General features: G+C 64.3%; 13 protein-coding genes and 1 tRNA gene. 9 read left to right on the top strand and 5 right to left on the bottom strand.

The annotated features are described in order from the left end of the window. Positions 1–26 precede the first annotated feature (26 nt). Both Cocul_RS04390 and Cocul_RS04385 read left to right on the top strand, forming a co-directional pair. Positions 27–1118 (top strand): potassium channel family protein, encoded by a 1092-nt coding sequence (locus Cocul_RS04390; RefSeq protein WP_055122113.1) that lies wholly within the window; start codon positions 27–29, stop codon positions 1116–1118. Further along, positions 1115–3163 carry an ATP-dependent DNA helicase UvrD2 gene (locus Cocul_RS04385; protein ID WP_055122112.1) on the top strand — a complete coding sequence of 683 codons (2049 nt, stop codon included), beginning with the start codon at positions 1115–1117 and terminating at the stop codon, positions 3161–3163. Before Cocul_RS04390 ends, Cocul_RS04385 begins: the two co-directional genes overlap by 4 nt. 6 nt (positions 3164–3169) lie before the next feature. Here the strand turns inward: Cocul_RS04385 and Cocul_RS04380 are convergent, their stop codons facing one another. Continuing rightward, a complete protein-coding gene (locus tag Cocul_RS04380) occupies positions 3170–3667 on the bottom strand; it encodes a hypothetical protein (RefSeq protein ID WP_055122111.1) in 498 nt (165 codons plus the stop codon). A 409-nt stretch (positions 3668–4076) separates the two neighbouring features. On the opposite strand from Cocul_RS04380, the gene Cocul_RS04375 reads away from it, so the two are divergent. Beyond that, positions 4077–4628: a M48 metallopeptidase family protein gene (locus Cocul_RS04375; protein WP_055122110.1), complete on the top strand. Its 552-nt coding sequence runs from the start codon at positions 4077–4079 to the stop codon at positions 4626–4628. Position 4629: 1 nt separating this feature from the next. Then, on the top strand, positions 4630–5520 hold the full coding sequence (mmuM, locus tag Cocul_RS04370; protein WP_055122109.1) for a homocysteine S-methyltransferase: 891 nt from the start codon (positions 4630–4632) through the stop codon (positions 5518–5520). Here mmuM and Cocul_RS04365 read toward each other — a convergent pair. Then, positions 5517–6905, bottom strand: a complete 1389-nt coding sequence (locus Cocul_RS04365; protein WP_055122108.1) for a zinc-dependent metalloprotease — start codon at positions 6903–6905, stop codon at positions 5517–5519. The two genes, mmuM and Cocul_RS04365, sit on opposite strands and share 4 nt — an antisense overlap. Positions 6906–6986: 81 nt before the next feature. On the opposite strand from Cocul_RS04365, the gene Cocul_RS04360 reads away from it, so the two are divergent. Then, positions 6987–8039: a YlbL family protein gene (locus Cocul_RS04360; protein WP_055122107.1), complete on the top strand. Its 1053-nt coding sequence runs from the start codon at positions 6987–6989 to the stop codon at positions 8037–8039. Between the two features lie 34 nt (positions 8040–8073). On the opposite strand, the gene Cocul_RS04355 is transcribed toward Cocul_RS04360, so the two are convergent. Both Cocul_RS04355 and Cocul_RS04350 read right to left on the bottom strand, forming a co-directional pair. Continuing rightward, positions 8074–8724 (bottom strand): hypothetical protein, encoded by a 651-nt coding sequence (locus tag Cocul_RS04355; protein WP_069723568.1) that lies wholly within the window; start codon positions 8722–8724, stop codon positions 8074–8076. Between the two features lie 43 nt (positions 8725–8767). Then, positions 8768–9289 (bottom strand): PPA1309 family protein, encoded by a 522-nt coding sequence (locus Cocul_RS04350; protein WP_055122105.1) that lies wholly within the window; start codon positions 9287–9289, stop codon positions 8768–8770. Between the two features lie 165 nt (positions 9290–9454). Between Cocul_RS04350 and Cocul_RS04345 the strand changes: the two genes are divergently transcribed. The 4 genes from Cocul_RS04345 (at position 9455) to Cocul_RS04325 (ending at position 17407) form a co-directional block, all read left to right on the top strand. Beyond that, positions 9455–12427, top strand: coding sequence for a UPF0182 family protein (locus Cocul_RS04345; RefSeq protein ID WP_055122104.1), 2973 nt, complete (start codon positions 9455–9457; stop codon positions 12425–12427). A gap of 125 nt (positions 12428–12552) precedes the next feature. Further along, positions 12553–12626 (top strand) — tRNA-Met (locus Cocul_RS04340). 2162 nt (positions 12627–14788) lie between these two features. Then, positions 14789–16204 (top strand): helix-turn-helix domain-containing protein, encoded by a 1416-nt coding sequence (locus Cocul_RS04330; protein WP_055122102.1) that lies wholly within the window; start codon positions 14789–14791, stop codon positions 16202–16204. Between the two features lie 783 nt (positions 16205–16987). Continuing rightward, the gene (locus tag Cocul_RS04325) at positions 16988–17407 is read left to right on the top strand and encodes an HNH endonuclease family protein (protein WP_425388770.1); all 420 of its coding nucleotides are present in this window, start codon (positions 16988–16990) and stop codon (positions 17405–17407) included. A 127-nt stretch (positions 17408–17534) separates the two neighbouring features. Here the strand turns inward: Cocul_RS04325 and Cocul_RS04320 are convergent, their stop codons facing one another. Then, entirely contained in the window at positions 17535–17966 is a 432-nt protein-coding gene (locus Cocul_RS04320; RefSeq protein WP_055122101.1) for a pyridoxamine 5'-phosphate oxidase family protein, read from the bottom strand. Positions 17967–17995 lie beyond the last annotated feature (29 nt).

Below are 17995 nucleotides of genomic sequence, written 5' to 3'. Positions count from 1 at the left end.
AACAAAAGCGGCTATGACAAGATCGCATGAAGGAGGCGGCCGTGGCGAAGAGGTTTCGTGAGCGCTTCCGCGCCGATGGGCAACTCAACGCCATGCCGGTGCACGCCCTCCTCGGCGTGATCTCTATTCCCGGCAAGCCGCGCAGCAGCCCCTGGGTGCTCATTGGTACTCGGGTGGCTTATGCGCTGCTGCTGCTGGTGGTGGTGGCGGTCATCGTGTACCTGGATAAGGGCGGGTATTCGGAGCCGTTGACGTTTATTGATGCCCTGTACTACTCGGCGGTGTCCCTGTCCACCACGGGTTACGGGGACATCACCCCGGTTACCCAGGGCGCGCGCGTGGTCAATATCCTGCTCATCACCCCCATGCGCATCGCCTTTCTTATCATCTTGGTGGGCACCACGCTCTCGGTGCTCACGGAGGAATCCCGCAAGTCCCTGCAAATACAGCGCTGGAGGAATCGCGTGCGCAATCACACCATCGTCGTGGGCTATGGCACCAAAGGGCGGTCCGCCGTGGCCGCCCTGCTTGCCGACGGCGTCCCGGCCAATCAGATCGTGGTGATTGATACCGATAAGGTGGCGCTCAGCCGCGCCGAGAACCAGGGCCTGGTGACGGTGCACGGCTCCGCCACCAAGGCCGATGTGCTCAAGATCGCCGGCGTTAACCGCGCCCGTTCCGTGGTGGTGGCCCCCAACCTGGACGATACCGCGGTGTTGGTCACGCTCTCGGTGCGCGAGTTGGCGCCGAGCGCCATGATCGTGGCGAGCGTGCGGGAATCGGAAAACCAGCACCTCCTGGAGCAGTCCGGCGCGGATTCCGTGGTGATCTCCTCGGAAACGGCTGGCCGCATGCTGGGCCTGGCCACGGTGACGCCCTCCGTGGTGGAGATGATGGAGGATCTTCTCTCCCCGGATGAGGGATTCTCGGTGGCGGAGCGCCCCGTGGCGGAGGACGAGGTGGGCGCGCACCCGCGCCACCTGGCGGACATCGTGCTGGGGGTGGTGCGCTCGGGCGAGTTGTACCGCATCGACTCCCCGGAGGCGGAGGCCGTGGAACCGGGCGATCGCCTGCTGTACGTGCGCCGCGTGACCCAGCAGGACGTGGATAACCAATGAGGAACCTCGGGGACCTTGATGACGATCAGCGGGTGGCGGCCTTAGCCCCGCGCGGCCCGGTGTGCATCCTGGCCGGGGCGGGCACGGGAAAAACCCGCACCATCACCTACCGCATCGCCCACCTCATCGACGCCGGTTTTGTGGCCCCGCAGCGGGTGCTTGCGGTGACCTTTACCTCGCGCGCGGCGGGGGAGATGCGGGATCGCCTTCAGCGCATGGGCACGGGCGGGGTACAGGCTTTGACCTTTCACGCCGCCGCGCGCCGTCAGCTGCGGTACTTTTGGCCGCAGGTGGCCGGGGATTTGCCGTGGAAACTGGTGGATAACAAGTTCCCCTTAGTGGGGCGGGCGGCACGGGCCGCCAAGGTGGAGCCCACCACGGAAATGCTGCGCGATCTGCTCGGAGAGATCGAGTGGGCCAAGGCCTCCCTGGTGAGCGCGGATCAGTACGCCGAAAAAGTGGCGGGCACGCACCGCACCCCGCCCACCTCCGCGCAGAAGGTGGCGGAGGTGTACCGCCGCTATGAGGAACTCAAGGTCACCCCGGAGGGAATGCTGCTGGACTTCGATGACCTGCTGTTGCACACCGCCGGGGCCCTGGAGAACTCTCAGGCGGTGGCCGAGGAGTTCCGGGAGCGCTACCGCAGCTTTGTGGTGGACGAATACCAGGATGTCACCCCCCTGCAACAACGGGTGCTCGATGCCTGGCTGGGGCAGCGCGATGACATCACGGTGGTGGGGGACGCGAATCAGACGATTTACTCCTTCACCGGAGCCAGCCCTGAGAGCCTGCTGCGCTTTTCCCGCACCTATCCGCACGCCACCGTGGTGAAGTTGCAGCGGGATTATCGCTCCACCCCGCAGATCACGGGGCTGGCCAATGAGGTGATTGATAGGGCCACCGGGCGTCTCGCGGGCACGCGCCTGCGCCTGGAGGGCATGCGCCGCCCCGGCCCGGAGCCGGAGTACCACTCCTACCCCGATGAGCCGGCGGAGGCCCGTGAGGTGGCTGGCCAGATCCTTACCCTGCTGAGCAGGGGGGTGCCGGCCTCGGAGATCGCGGTGCTCTACCGGATCAACTCGCAGTCCGCGGCCTTCGAGCAGGCGCTTTCCGAGGCGGGCATCGTGTACCAGGTACGCGGCGGTGAGGGCTTCTTCCACCGCGCGGAGATCACCCAGGCGATCAGCCAGATGGTGCGCGTGGCCAATTCCCAGGACGTGCCCGATGCGCCCCTGGGGCCCCTGGTGCGGCGTATTCTTGCTCCCCTGGGGCTCAGCGAGGCGGAGCCCAGCGGCGCCCAGGCCAGGGAGCGCTGGCAACTTCTGGGCGCCCTGGCCGATCTGGCGGAGGAGTTGGCTCGGGACATGCCGGGGTTGGATCTGCACGGCCTGCTGAAGGAGCTGCGCAGGCGCGCGGATTCCAAGCAGCCACCCACGGTGCAGGGCGTGACCCTGGCGAGCCTGCACGCGGCCAAGGGGCTGGAATGGGACGCGGTGTTCCTGGTGGGGCTCACGGATAATATGTTGCCGATCAGCCACGCGATCAAGGCCGGGGCGCACCAGATTGAGGAGGAACGCCGCCTGTTCTACGTGGGCATCACCCGCGCCCGCGAACACCTGCACCTATCGTGGTCGCTGGCGCGGCAGGAGGGCGGGCGCGCCTCCCGGAAGCGCACCAGGTTCCTCGATGGGATCATCCCGGAGATAGATGCCCGCGAGGTTCCCCCGCGCGGCACTAAGGCTAAGCGATGCCGCGTGTGCGGCAGGCCGCTGCACGGGGCCACGGAGAAAACCCTGGGCAGGCACGAGGACTGCCCAGGGGAGATGGATGCCGCGGTGTTCGAGGGGCTGCGTGCCTGGCGCAGCGCCCTTTCCCAGGAGATGCAGGTGCCCGCGTACATCGTGTTTACCGATGCCACCCTGGTGGCCATCGCGGAGGCGCTGCCCACCACGGAGCAGGAGTTGCTGGCGATCTCCGGGGTGGGGCCGGTGAAAGTGGAGCGCTTTGGGGCCTCGCTCCTGGCCACCCTCGCGCGCTACCACTGACCGGAATCACGGGCGCTCGCCGCCACCCCGGCACCACGCGCAGCGCGGGTGCGGGTGAATGATCTCGCGCCGTTCCAACAGCGAGGGAGAATAAGGATCGAGACGCAGCATCTCGCCGGGGGCCAACGCCATATCGGGGCGTCCCGGGGGTTCGGGCGCGCCCCCGGCGAGCCACGCGGCGTAGGCGCTTAGCCGTGCGGCGGTGGCGTGCAAGGTGGGGGCGGGGGCCTGGGCGGCAGCCTGAGCCTGGTGCACCACGGGAAACCACCGCGGGTCCTCCGCCTGGCGGTAAAGCACCTCGCACAGGGGGCACGCGCCCACCCCGGCGATGCGGGCGGGGCCGATGACCCCGTGGGCGTCGATCAGTAACGCCGGGAGGAACGTGGGGCAGTGGCGCAGCAGCAGGGGCACGAGCCGCGCGTAGTCGGCGGCGCAATCCACCACCAGCACGGGGCCGGGGGCCTGGTGCAGATCGGCGGGGTCGGCACCATAAGGGCGGCGCACCCGCCAGCCCTCCTCGCGCAGCAGGGCGGCGCTGAGCCCGGCCAGGGGCTGCGGCCGAGGAGGGTGATCGCCGCCTCGGTGCTCGGCGGGCGGCGCAGCACCCGATAGTCCTCTAGTTCTTGCACCAGGGCGGCGGCCGCGAGGGCGGGGATCCCCACGGCGCGCAGGCGAGCGATGAGATCCGCCCTGGGGGTGGGCTTGCGCGCTTCCCCCAGCACGGCGGCCACGGCGGCCGGGTGGGGTACCTCGATGATTCCGGCGCGTCGGGAATCCACCCCGCATTGCACGGCGGTATCGTCGCGCACCACCACCGTGGCGGCGGGCGCGAGCATCAGCATGGACAAATGATGGATCCTTCCCCCGAACCTCCCCTGATTCCTCCATTGCAGCACAGGTACACTGCCGTGTCATGTCAGTCGATTATTCCGCTACCCCCGAGGTGGAGGAAAACGGGGGCGCTGCGGGCCCGGAGGTGGAGGTCATCGCCTCCCCGCGGCGTCGCAAGTCCGTGCAGGCTCGCCTCGTGGGCGGCCGCATTCAGGTGCGGGTGCCCGCCGCGATGAGCGCCGCGGAGCGGGAGAAGGCGGTGGCACGGGTGGTGGCCTCGCTGCGCCGCAAGATGCGCGCGGGCTACACCGAGGCTCAGTTGCGCGAGCGTGCTCGCCGCCTCAACGCCGAGTATTTGGAGGGGCGGGCGAGGGCGGACTCGGTGCGGTGGGTGAGTAACCAGCAGCATCGCTGGGGGTCCTGCACGGTGTCTACCGGCGACATTCGGATCAGCGACCGGCTCCGGGACGTCCCAGCCTACGTGCTTGACGCGGTGCTGATCCACGAGCTTGTACACACCTTCGTGCCCGGCGGGCACAGCGCGGAGTTTTATCGGTGGGCGGATCGCGCGCCCAGGGCTGAGCGGGCCCGGGGCTTTTTGGAGGCCTATCAGCGTTACGGTCGGGGCGGCTGAGATGCCCTCCTTCCTTGACCACCTGCACCAAGCACACCCCGAACCGCTGCTTCTCGACGGCGGCCTGGGCACCCACTTGGAGCGGCGCGGGCAGGACCTCGGCGGGCGGCTGTGGTCCGCTCGCGTGCTGGCCGAGGAACCGGCGGAGGTGCGCGCCGCCCACGCGGATTTCTTTGCCGCCGGGGCGCAGATCGCCACCACCTGCTCCTACCAGGTGACCTTCGAGGGCTGCGGCCCGAGCACGGAATCTTTGCTGAGCAGCAGCGTGCGCCTGGCCCGCGAGGCCGCCCGGGGCGCGGAGGACGCCACCGGCCAGCCTCGGTGGGTGGCGGCCTCGGTGGGGCCTTACGGCGCGGGGCCGGGTGCGGGAACCGAGTATGACGGCGCCTATGGGCTGGGCGTGGCAGATCTGATCCGTTGGCACCGGGCCAGGGTGGAGATTCTCGCCGCCGCCGGGCCCGATCTTCTTCTCGCGGAGACCATTCCCTCCCTCCCGGAGGTGCGGGCGCTCGCCCGGCTTTTCCGCGAGGTCAACCTGCCCGTGGCGCTGAGCCTCAGCGTGACGGGGGATCGCCTGTGCGATGGCTCTGACCTGCGCCTGGCCGCCCGCGCTGCCGCTAAGATTCCCAGCCTGTGCGCGCTGGGCATCAATTGTTGCTCCGTGGCGCAGGCCCGCCGCGCCCTGGCGATCCTGGCGGAGCACGCCATCGTGCCGCTGCTGGCCTATCCCAACTCGGGGGAGGAATGGGACGCCGGGGCGCGCCGGTGGAAACACGGCCCGGGGCAGTCCCCGGTGGCGCTTATCGACGCCCCCGTGGCCCTGCTCGGCGGCTGCTGCCGGGTGGGGCCACGGGAGATAGCGCGGCTTGCCGCGGAGGTCTCTGCCGGTTAGTCCTTATTGGTATCGTCTCCGGGCTTGTTCTCGTCGCCCTCCTCGCCTTCTTCGCCCTCAGCCAGGCGCTTTTCTAGCTCCTCGATCTCGCTGATGGGGTCAAAGCCATGCACCCCGCCCTCGTCGAGCAGGCCGTCGATGAACTCCGCGGAGTTATCCAGATCCTCGGCGGTGGGGAGGAAATCCGGGTGATCCCACACGGCGTCGCGGCGCTCCGCGCCCACGGCCGCGTCCACGCGCCGCCACAGCTCCATCGCCTCGCTGACCTTGGGGGCGGCGAACTCGATGCCCACCACCTTGGCAAAGGCCTGTTCGGCGGAGCCACCGGTGGCGCGGCGTCGCCGCCACGCCTCGTTCATGGCGGCGGTGGAGGGGATGCGCTCGCCCATCGCCTGCGTCACCACGTATTCCACCCAGCCCTCCACCAGAGCCAGCAGCGTTTCCAGGCGGGAGACCGCGCCCGCGTTGCGGGAACTAATCCTGGGGCTCATGTCCATCTCCTGCAATTGGCGCATGGCCTCCTGAATGGCCTGTGGGTCGCCGGATTCCAGGTTGAGGCCCCGGGCGGCCTCCTCAATGTGGGAGGTGTCTATCACCAGGCCCTGGGCGTATTCCTCCACGGAGGACACCAGGCGCTCCACCAGCCAGGGCACGTGTTGGAAGAGGCGCTGGCGGGCTACCTCGCGGGCGCAGATGTACATCAGTACCTCCTGCGGGGGCACGTTGAGATCCTTGGCCACGCGCTCGATGGTGGTGGGCAGCACCGCCGTGATGCCGGAGGGGGCCACCGGCATTCCAAAGTCCGAGCCCGTGAGCGCCTGGCCGGCCAGGTCGCCCAGGGCGTGCCCGAGCTGCATGCCAAAGTTCATGCCGGACATCTGCTTCATCATCTGGCTCATCGGCCCCATCATCTGCCGGGCCTCCTCGGGCAGGGAATCCAGCTGGGCCTGGTTCATGTTCTCCGCCACGGGGGTGACCATGCGCTTCCACATCGGCATGGTTTTATTGAGCCAGTCCTCGGGAGTCCAGGATTCCACGGTGGTGTGGGCGGCGGGGAGCACCGTGGCGTCGCCAAGCCATAGCTCCGCGAGGCGCGCGGCCTCCCGCACGGCCTCGGCCTCCGTGGCGGGCACGGATTGCGGCTGGTTGCCTAATTGTTGGCGGGCGATGCGCTGGGCGAGGTCATAGTTGACCGGCCCGGCCCCCTCGGGGGAGTTCATGGAGGAACCCATGCCGGAGAGCATGGAACCAAATTGGTTCAAAATATCGCCCAAGCCACCGCCGCTAAAGCCAAAGGCCCCAAAGGGATTATTGTCTCCCCGCCGCTTATTGTCGTCATCGTCGCCGCTATTGCCAAAGGAAAAACCAAAGCCACCGTTATTCATAGCACCAACCTACCGGCGCTCATGGGCCTTGGGCCATCGGGTGTGCAACGCTGAGAGCGAACACGGGTAGCCTAAAGCGATGTGAACCGCCGAATCCGCACTATCGCCTGGGGAGCGCTGCCCGTGGTGGCGCTCACCGCGCTCGTATCCGCCGACCACATTCCCGGCACGAATATCGCCCTGACCGTCCCCTATGCGGCCGAAGGCACCGGGCCCAGCATCGACACCCTGGGCGAGGTGGACGGCACCGAGGTGGTGCAGGTGGCGGGCGCGGACACCTACCCCACGGCCGGGCAGTTGAACATGACCACGGTCTCGGTGCGCAGCAATATGACCCTCGCGCAGGCCACCGCGCGGTGGCTGTTCACGGACGATACCCTCGTGCCCATCGAGCAGATCTTCCCGCCGGGGGCCACCCAGGATCAGGTGCAGGAATCCAACCAGGCGGCCTTTACCGCCTCCGAGGCCAGCGCCACCGTGGCGGCGCTCAAGCACCTGGGCCTGCCGCTTCAGGTCACGGTGGCGGGCGTGGTGGAGGACACCCCGGCCAGCGGGCAGATGGAGGAGGGGGACGTGATCGTGGCCGTGGACGATACCCCGGTGGATCAGCCCAGCCAGGTGCGCGATCTCATTGGGAGACGCGCCCCCGGCGAGGAGGTTGCGGTGACCGTGCGGCGCGGGGAGGAGCAGCGGCGGCTGAGCCTCATTCTGGGGGAGGACCCGCAGGAGGCGGGCCGGCCCCGGCTGGGCGTGCTCATGGGCTCGGAATCGGCCACCGGGGTGAGCGTGGAGTACAACCTCAGCGACATCGGCGGCCCCTCCGCGGGCATGATCTTCTCCCTGGCCGTGGTGGATAAGCTCAGCGAAGGCGATCTCACCGGCGGCAAGTTCGTGGCGGGCACCGGCACCATCGCGGAGGACGGCACCGTGGGGCCCATCGGCGGGATCAAGCACAAGGTGCGCGCGGCCTCCGGCATGGGCGCGGAACTCTTCTTATCCCCGTCGGCCAACTGTCAGGAGGCGCTCTCAGGAAATACCGGCAACACCGTGATCGCCTCGGTGGACACGCTTGACGACGCCATCGCGGCGATGTCCGACTTTGCCGCAGGGCGCGAGGTGCGCACCTGCGAGTAGCGCGGTGCCCCGATCAGGCACCGCGCCGGGGGCGCTAGTTTTCTGCGGACTCCGGTTCCTCCGCCGTTTCGCTCGGGGCGGAGGTGTTCTCTGCGCTCTTCTTGGCGCTGGTGGGGGAGTCCTTGGTCTCAGCCTCGGCGAGGCCCAGTTCCACGATCCGCTTTTCCGGGTCCACCTTGTCCGAGGACACCAGCTGCTGAAGCACCAACCCCTCCTTGTTATCCACCACGGTAATCACCGCCGAGGTGCCCAGGGTGGACCAGCCCACCACGATGTCCCCGGTATCGCGCATCACGTGCGAGCTGCGCAACTGCGTGAGCTGTTGGGTGCTGGAGGTGGCCTTGGCGGAGGAATCGTAGAACTGGAACTGCCCCACCTGCGCGCCGGAGCACTCGTGCGAACCCTCCAGGCCGTTGGGGGTGCAGGAATCGAACTTCTCAAAGAGTTCCTTGGGCGCTAGGGACGCATAGGTGGCGGCCACCTGGGCCACAGTATCCTCCTCGGAGGATTTCGCTGCGGTGCTGCTCGGGGAGGAGTCCTCCGGCGCTTTGGTGTTCGCGACGTCGGCAGCGGCGTCGGGGGTATCGGTGGCCTCGCCGGAGTCCCCGTCCCCGGACGAACAGGCGCTCAGCATCAACCCTGCGGCGAGAAAGAGGGGGAGTACCTTCCACGGGGTGCTGCGCACGGCTGTTCTCCTCTGGTGCTGGTGTGATGGAACGATCCTCATCTTAAACATCAAAAGCCTCGGGGTCTTGCTCCAGGCCGTACCGTAGGGCCAGAATCACCTCCGGGGCCACGGAATCCCCGCCGCGCAGCTCCACCTCGTCCTGGGCGAAGCTCCCGGCGGCGGCCAGTTCCTCCTCGGAGGGGCGGCGCTGCACCAGCGTGAGCTCCTCCCCGCTGCGCAGCACCCCGGAGAATAGGCGCGCCGGGCGCGGGGCGGCCTCCGCTCCTTCGGAGGTATCGCGGAATCGGATCTCCTGGGCCAGGATCACCCCGGCCACTTGGGGAGGCCAGGCGATGCGGGAGAGGTAATCCGCCAGCTCCGCCGAGCCGGGGGCGAGGCCGGGCGGGCAGTCCTGCACCACGAGGGTGAGCGGGGCGTCGCCGGAATCGTCCACGTGATCGGGAAGGTACTCGCTGGGCACCAGGCCGAAGAGGGTGGGCGGGGCGTCCCAGCCCTCGGCGTGGATAAAGTCCACGGCCTCCATTATGGCGCGGTTGAGGGCCTGCTGAGTTTTCTCCGGCATGGTGTCCTTCCCTTATGTGGGCTCTCCGCGGCGTCGATACGCAGCCCATGCCTGCCGACGCCGTGGTGGCCAGTTTTCCTCCTGCTTCCGTATGGTAGGAGACTAATGCGTATATCTCGTAATACACGCTGGCAATAACAGATATATACGGTTAAGGAGCCCACGTTGGCGAATGCTTTTTCCCCACCGTCTACCCCCCGGCGGCGACCCCCCAGGATCATCGGCTGGATCGTGGGAATCCTGGCCTTTGTGGTCATGCTCGCCCCGATCGCGGTGGGCTTTTACACGGACTGGTTGTGGTTTGGCGAGGTGGATTTCCGCGGGGTGTTCTCCACCGTGATCGTCGCCCGCATCGTTCTCTTTCTCCTTTTTGGCCTGGTGGCCGGCGGCGTCACCTGGGCCGCGGGGTACTTCACCTGGCGCAATCGCCCGCGCGATCTCTACGGACATGACCTCAACTCCCCGGTGCACCAGTACCGCAGGGTCATCGAGCAGTCCGTGCGGGGGCTGCTGCTGATCGTCCCCGTCCTCGCGGGAATCCTGGCGGGCTTTGTGGGGCAGAACACCTGGCGCACGGTGCTGCTCTTTATCAATCGCACGTCCTTTGGCACCACCGACCCGCAGTTCGGCAAGGACCTTGGGTTTTATGCCTTTGATCTGCCGCTGCTGCGCGTGGTGGCCTCCTCGCTCTCGCTGCTGCTGATCGTGGCGTTCCTGGTGTCCGCCGTGGGCTTTTACCTGCTGGGCGGCATCCGCGTGGGCAACCAGGCCGCAGGGCTCAAGGGGCAGATCAGCCGCCCCGCGCGGATTCAACTGGCGGTGATCGCCGGGCTGTGGATGCTGGTGAAGGTGCTGGGGTACTGGCTGGATCGCTATACCCTGATGAATAACTCCAACGAGACCTTCACGGGCGCGAGTTACACGGATATTAATGCACACCTGCCCGCGCGCATCATCTTGATGATTATCTCGCTGGTGGTGGCCGCGGCGTTCTTCTCCGCCGTGGTGGTGAAGGATCTGCGCATTCCGGCGCTGGGTGCGGTACTGCTGGTGGTATCCTCACTGACCATCGGCACGGCCTGGCCGCTGCTCATGGAGCGTTTTTCCGTGAACCCCAACCGCGAGGCCAAGGAGCGGGAGTACATCGCCCGCAACATCGAGGCCACGCGGGAGGCGTATGGCTTGACCGATGACAAGGTGACCTACCTGGATAACTGGGGAGCCGAGGGCGCCAGCGATGACAAGGTGGCCGCCGACGAGGCCACCATCTCCAACATTCGCCTGCTCGACCCGGACGTGCTCAGCCCCACGTTCACCCAGCAGCAGCAACTGCGCAACTTCTACGGCTTCCCGGAGACCCTTTCCGTGGATCGGTATGCCGCCGACGGCCAGATGCGCGATTACGTGGTGGCCGCCCGCGAGCTGAACCCGAACTCCCTGAAGGAAAACCAGGCGGACTGGATCAACCGCCACACCGTGTACACCCACGGCAACGGCTTCATCGCCGCGCCCGCGAACAAGGTCGATGAGGTGGCCCGCGACGTCGGCTCCACCCGAGGCGGCTACCCGGTGTACACCGTGTCCGATCTCCAGACCAACGCCAACGCCTCCGGCAACGAGGCGGCGGACAAACTGGGCATGAAGGTGGATCAGCCCCGCATCTACTTCGGCCCCGTGATCGCCTCCGCGCGCGACGGCGCGGATTACGCCATCGTGGGCGATACCGGCAACGGCCCGGTGGAGTATGACACGGACGATCAGAGCTACACCTACTCCGGCCAGGGCGGCGTGGACGTGGGCAACTGGGCTAACCGCGCGGCCTTTGCCCTGAAATACCAGGAGATGAAGCTGATCCTCTCCGATCGCGTGGGCGCAGACTCCAAGATCCTCTTTGACCGCGATCCCCGCGAGCGCGTGGAAAAGGTGGCCCCCTGGCTCACCACGGACTCCAAGACCTACCCGGCGGTGATCGACGGCCGCGTGAAGTGGATCGTGGACGGGTACACCACCCTGGACTCCCTGCCGTATTCCACGCGCACCTCGCTGCAAAACGTCACCGAGGACGCCCTCACCCCGGACGGCACCACCCAGCGCCTGATTAATAACGAGGTGGGTTATATCCGCAACTCCGTCAAGGCCACGGTGGACGCTTACGACGGCACCGTGGAACTCTACGAGTTTGATACCCAAGACCCCGTGCTCAAGGCCTGGCAGGGGGTGTTCCCGGACGCGGTGAAGCCCAACTCCGAGATCAGCCCGGAACTGCGCGATCACCTGCGCTACCCGGAGGATCTGTTCAAGGTGCAGCGCGAGCTGCTGGCCCGCTACCACGTGGACGATCCCCACGTGTTCTTCACCAACGACGCCTTCTGGTCCGTCCCGGCCGACCCCACCGACGACAGCGGCAAGGAACTGCCCCAGCCGCCGTATCACATCGTGGCGGCCGACCTGCAGACCGGAAAGCCCTCCTTCCAGCTGATTACCCCGTTCCGTGGCTTGCAGCGGCACTTCCTCTCCGCCCACATGACGGCCACCTCGGACCCGGAGAATTACGGCCACATCACCGTGCGCGTGCTGCCCACGGATACGCTCACCCAGGGCCCGCGCCTGGTGCAGGACACGATGTCCTCCTCCGATCAGATCTCCCGCGACCGCACCCTGTGGGAAGGCACCAACGATCTCAAGGACGGCAACCTGCTCACCCTGCCCGTGGGCGGCGGCGAGATCCTCTACGTGGAGCCTCTGTACTCCCAGCGCAAGAACCAGGACTCCGCCTTCCCCAAGCTGCTGCGCGTGCTGGTGAGCTATAAGGGCTCCATCGGCTATGCGCCCACCATCTCCGAGGCGCTCACGCAGGTGGGCATTGACCCGCGCGCCGCCCAGGAGATCCGCGAGGTGGAAGGCTCCACCGGCGAGCAGCCGGCGGAGGCCGCAGAAACGCAGCCCGCCGAGGAGGGGAGCACGCCCACGCCCCCGGCGAGCGCGTCCGGCTCGGAGGGCGAGGCCATTGGCAAGATTAACGACGCCCTCCGCAAGCTGGAGAGCGCCCGCGACGGCTCCTTCGAGGAATACGGCAAGGCGCTTGACGAACTAGACCGTGCGGTGGAGGGGTACCGCTCGGTGGAGGGGCAGAACTAATACGGCACCCCCCTGGTGACCGTGACGCCGAGGCGCTGCGGTGACCAGGGGGTTTGTCCTTTCGGGGGATCGTGCGTATAGTTTCAACATGTCGCCAAGGCGGCGCGATACTGAAAAGTATTCGACGCGGGGTGGAGCAGCTCGGTAGCTCGCTGGGCTCATAACCCAGAGGTCGTAGGTTCGAATCCTGCCCCCGCTACTAATTTCCGGGAATCCCCTGAGACTACGGTCTCAGGGGATTTTTCCATATCCGGGGCCGAGACGCGACGGGGGAGCAGATCGGTGATGTCCACACCGAAGAAATCAGCGGCCGCAAAAAGCTCATCCATCTTCCATGACGTCTGCCCATAAATTTTCCGACTGACGCCTTGTGAGGTGATCGCAAGAGCGCTTCCTAGTGCCTTGCGCGTGGATCGCTGTCGCAGCAGGAGCTGACTCACCTTGAGGCCAATAGCCTCGTCTGCGCTCATGGGTGAATCCATCGTCTGTGTCATGTCTGTAATCGTACAGTACAAATGAAACGGTTGCAACATTGCATTGCATGTGTAACGGGGTGCGGCTATCCTGGCCGCTATGAGTGAAACAAAAATAGACAAAAATGGCTATAATGTTACATGGTTGTCCCCTGACCAGGTGGGCGCGAGGATCCCTGGTGGTCTCGGTGGCGCTGCTGTGCGTGGATGGTGCAGAAAAGGCCTTCTGCCTGGTGCAGTAAGGCTCCCCAATGGGCATTGGCGTATCCCGGTGTCTGCGGTGGAGGCGATCATCGCGGGGGAGGCGGCAGCATGACCACATCTGCTGCGGCACTGCTGACCGAGGTGCCAGAACTTTCGGCTCTAACCTCGCTAGGGGAGGGAGGCCAGCACCAGCGTCCCGCTCCGCATCTGTCCCGAGTAGAGCTTGGGCCTCCTGACGTTATCGCTAAGGCGCACCCGCTAGAGGGCTCCATGGCCCCTGCCTATCGGCTAGCGCATCGCGTCTGGCACGGCTGGGCGCCATACCGCTGGGATCGCACCATCACGACTGTCGCACTGACCCACCCTGATGATGCGGACTACTGCGAACCTCTTCAGGCTATTGGTGCTCAGCTGGTCGCTGAACATCTCATGCCAGGGCTGCCAGATATGGCTAGTGTGATTATCGATCCCATATCGGCAACCTACACCTACCCACAGGCCACCGAAGACCACGGCGGCGACTTCAACGACTACTGGCACGCTCTCCTTCGTCCAGCATTGTTCCCTGCGCGACAAGAGGGGCTTATCGGTTTTTTCGCCGATAGTGATGACTATCGACTACCTCAAACCCGAGACCTCATAGGCCTGGGGTGCTACTGGACTGATCGGCAGTGGGCCTACGAAGCCTGTTTTGTGCCCCTGTGTCAGGGGGCACCGCGTGCGTGGCTATCGCGACCCCACGCCATCGGTGCTGATGACCAGCTTCCTCTGGGTGTTCATCTATGGCCCCACTTTTTCGTGTGGGCACCTGATCGGCTCGCAGTGATGCTGCACCGCTATCGATTGCCTCGCTAGGACGCTGTGCGGCCGTGGCAAAAGGGCAACCCCGGTGGGCACTGTTTTGAAGAGTCGCACCGGGGTTACCTAAGAGACGAAAGTAATTCCCATTATTAATAAGGGTGTATGTTATGTCAAATGCTGAGCTCATGACGGTATTTTCCGATCAGTGCCGGTATCTCGATGCCGTCACGGGAAGGAAGCAACAGGGGATGTATCTGCGGTGCAGGTGGCAGGACTACCCGTATAGTCCAGCACCGCCAGGGATGGCGCGACAATTCCACCACATGTTCTTGGCGGATGAGTATGACCTTGCTTGCGGTCTTGCGGTACTGCGATTAGTTCGCCAGATTCCCGCCCGAGCGCACATGGTTGAGGGGTGTGACTACGTGTATCAGATCGATCTTCGATCTGGGGTAGCGACCCGACAGGTAGGGCTAGCCTCGACTATCGCCGGTAGGGACCTCGGTGAGGTGTGGAGGATAGTATCTCCGGCTCCGCAGACAACTGCGGTGGGGGTTGTGCTCGCCTGTGAGGAGGACGGGCGGAATCATCGCCTGCCGCAGGAGATCTACGCGGTGACATGTTCTTGGGTTGATGCGGTTAGTGGGCTGGTATATGAGGCTTTGTTATGGCCTGTTGATACGGATAAAGGGGATTTTTCCGCTGTCGTGGGCCAGTATTTTTTCTTTCACCCAGTCAATCGTGTGTGGGTGTGTATCCGTCAACAGCAATGTGCCGTTAGTGCACCGGTAGTAGGTGGATATGTCGCACCGATAGCGGATACCCCTGAGATCGTCGGGGATTTTATGGCTGCAGTGCAGCAGCGCGTGAAAAGGGGCTCATAATGGGATTCGTTGAAATGGGCATCGTCGTTGAACATGTCACCACCCTTAAGCCCGGGCCGAAGTTTACTCTTGCCATGCTTGCGGATCGCGCAGATCGTAAAGGGCGCACTGATGGGAAAGTGGAGTGTTGGCCGAGTATCCGGGAGTTGGTGCGCCGCACTGCGCAGTCGAAGTCTACCGTGCTGCGTCAGCTGAGCTACCTCAACGAGATAGGAATCATCGACGTTGAGAAGCGGTGGTACACCGATGAAAGCGGGCAAGCTCGCCAGGCGACCAACAAGTACATCATCAATCTCCCTGGCATCCAGCAGGGTGACTTCATGGCAATCACTGCCACCGAGGTCGAAGATTCGGCCGGTTCGACCGACTCGAGGCCTATGGGTGTCAAAATGACACTCAAACCCAAAACCCCAGGTCAGGGTAAGGGTGTCAATCTGACACCCAAAGGCGAGTATGGGTGTCAAAAACCCCAGAGTTTGGGTGTCACTGGTGACACCCCTAGAAAGATAAACATAAATACCAACCCCTCCCCCTCCGTCCCCCTCGGCGATGCCGACGAGGAGCCCGGGGTCGGGGCGGGCGGCGCTACCGCGCCTGGGGCGGGAAAATCTCCCATCGCTGAAACGCCATCGGTGGCTCACGAGAACCAGATCGCTGATGATGCCGGTGCGCCTAACGGTCCAAGCCCTGATGGTCCTCAGGGTGCCCCTGAGGCCATCTCGCGTGGTACCCCGGCAGGCTTGCTCGACCTCTCGTCCTTGGAGGGGGCGTGCGGCGAGAATCCGGCCTCTGGCGGATCGCATGGTGCATCTGGGGAGGATTTCTCCCGCTCTGATGGCTCAAAAACTCACCAGAAGGCCCCTCTGGCGGAAGAAACGCCCTCCGGTGGTACAAACACCCATCTGGAGGGGTTCGGGGCCGGAAATCGGGACTCTCGTGAATTGCATGACGATCAAGGGTCGGGTGAATCTGCATCGTCGGATCGGGAGCTATCCCGGGACTGGGAGTTGATCTACCAAGCGCTGCCGGAATCCATGCAGGACCTACCACCACGGGAGGTCCCTGCTATCGCCGAGATGATCCGCCTGCGTCTTCGGGGCGGCTGGTCACTGGCATGTTTGCGCAAGACTTTGGCGTCTAGGGCTTTGCCTAGCGAGGTTCGCTATCTTCCTGGCCTGGTCAAAGTGCGTTTGCGTGATGATGTGCCACCGCATGCTGCACCCCCGAGGAAGGGAAACCGTCGTGGGGATGGGCCTACTGCGCACCGCGCGGCTACTTCGCCGCGCCCGGATGAACTTTTAACCCCGCAACAGCGTGTGCAAGCTCGCCAGTATCGACGAGCGCTTATCGACCAGGCGCTGTCGAAAAAGCAGCACCACCAGCGCAATCAACAACAAGAAGGGGAGGCGGGATGACCGGCGCTCGTGTTTGTTGTGCCTTGTGGTTCGCGGAAGGATGTGAGCGCCTTATCGGGCGTGGTTTGGTGGTCGTGATATGGCTGCTTCGCCCTGTCCTTGGGAAGCAGAAAAGTGTCTTAGCTTGCCAGTATTGCCAGGTATGGTTCCATTTATTCCCGCAGGATTTGTTCTCCAGCAGGGATTATGACGTAGTGCCACCGGGAACTTTGATAGGGGACAGCCTGGGGTCAGGCATTATGCTGAAGATGAGTAATGGGATGTGGAAAGACATGACCGACAATGAGGGCCTATCGGTTCCTGGTTCTTGTCTGTGTCAGTGCGGTCCGCATCATGTTTATGGTTGGGGAGAAACATGGGCGTGAGAGATATGTACACCACGTATGCGGTCTATCGAGGGGCTGATGGTGGTGTGGTAACACAGGTGTATCGTGGAAAAGATTATCGCAAGGCTCAACAAATCGCTCGAGTATGGTCACAACGCAACGACATCAAGTGCGTACGAGTACTTCGGCATGATGAACGTGAGATCCAGCGTTTTCGTCGTGCGCGAGTTGGGCGTGTAGGTAGGGGAGCATGAGCGTCAAAGTTGTGGCTATGCGTATGGGGATGACTGTTGTTGCCGTGATCGTGATGCTTGCGGCGTGGTCGTATGGTTCAACGATGACACCTCGAGAAGGCGAGGAAGTTTATGCTGAGATGTCATCACTGCCTGATGGAATACCTTCTGCTGATACAACGCAAGAAGAACTTGACTTACTTCCGGTTAAGGGGCGTGCGCCTATGACCGGCTATTCTCGTGAGGCCTTTGGTCAGGCGTGGTCCGATGACGTGGAGGTAGAAGGCGGGCACAATGGCTGCGATACCCGCAACGATATGCTGCGCCGAGACCTGGCCAACGTGGTGCTCAAACCGGGCACGCATGGGTGCGTGGTGGCCTCGGGGGTGCTGCATGATCCCTATTCCGGGCGGTCGATTGATTTTGTCCGGGGGGTGGATACCTCGCGGGTAGTGCAGATAGATCACGTGGTGGCCTTGGCGGATGCTTGGGTGAAGGGTGCGCAGCAGATGGATGAGGTCACCCGGCGTAACTTGGCTAATGATCCGCTGAACCTTATGGCGGTGGACGGGGGGTTAAACGCGCAGAAGGGCGCGGGGGGACGCGGCGACGTGGCTGCCGCCGAATGTGGGGTTCCGGTGTGATTATGCCAGGCGGCAGGTGGCGGTGAAGCAGCGGTATGGGCTGTGGGTAACCCCGGCGGAAAAGGACGCCCTGCGCGGGATCCTTGTCCGCTGCTAGGGCGTCGCGTGGTGGGGTGTGAGCGACGAGTTACTGGTTCGTGTTGAAAGAAATGGTCTGTGAATCGTTGTTGGTCTGTGAATCCCAACGCTTTGCCGTTTCGGTTTGGAACTTCAACAGTGCTACAGCAGGGTCCTCTTTTCCTTGAGGGAACCAGTCTGCCACGGTAGTGCTCCACAGTTGGTCGATTTTTTCTTTATCATCTACTAGGGTTGCGGTACCGGAAAAGGAAATCCATGATCCTTTTTCTGCTACGGCAAGATTGACCTCAGGCTTATGCTGGGTAGCTTTTGCGAGATCACTGTCAGTGTTCAAGAAAAACCAGACAGTCCCGTCATCAGTGATCTTTTGGGCTGCCATTGGCTGTGCTTGCAGTGCGCCATCAGTGTTTGTTGCTGTGAGCATGACAAGACGGTTGCGTCGAAGGATGTCAAGCGCTGAGAGGTGTTCGGTGTAATCCATGTTTGTCCTCCTGGAGGTATATCGGCATG

Source organism: Corynebacterium oculi (assembly GCF_001412105.1).
GTDB lineage: Bacteria > Actinomycetota > Actinomycetes > Mycobacteriales > Mycobacteriaceae > Corynebacterium > Corynebacterium oculi.
The sequence above is the reverse complement of the archived record's forward strand: the minus strand, read 5'-3'. Positions and strand labels throughout refer to the sequence as shown.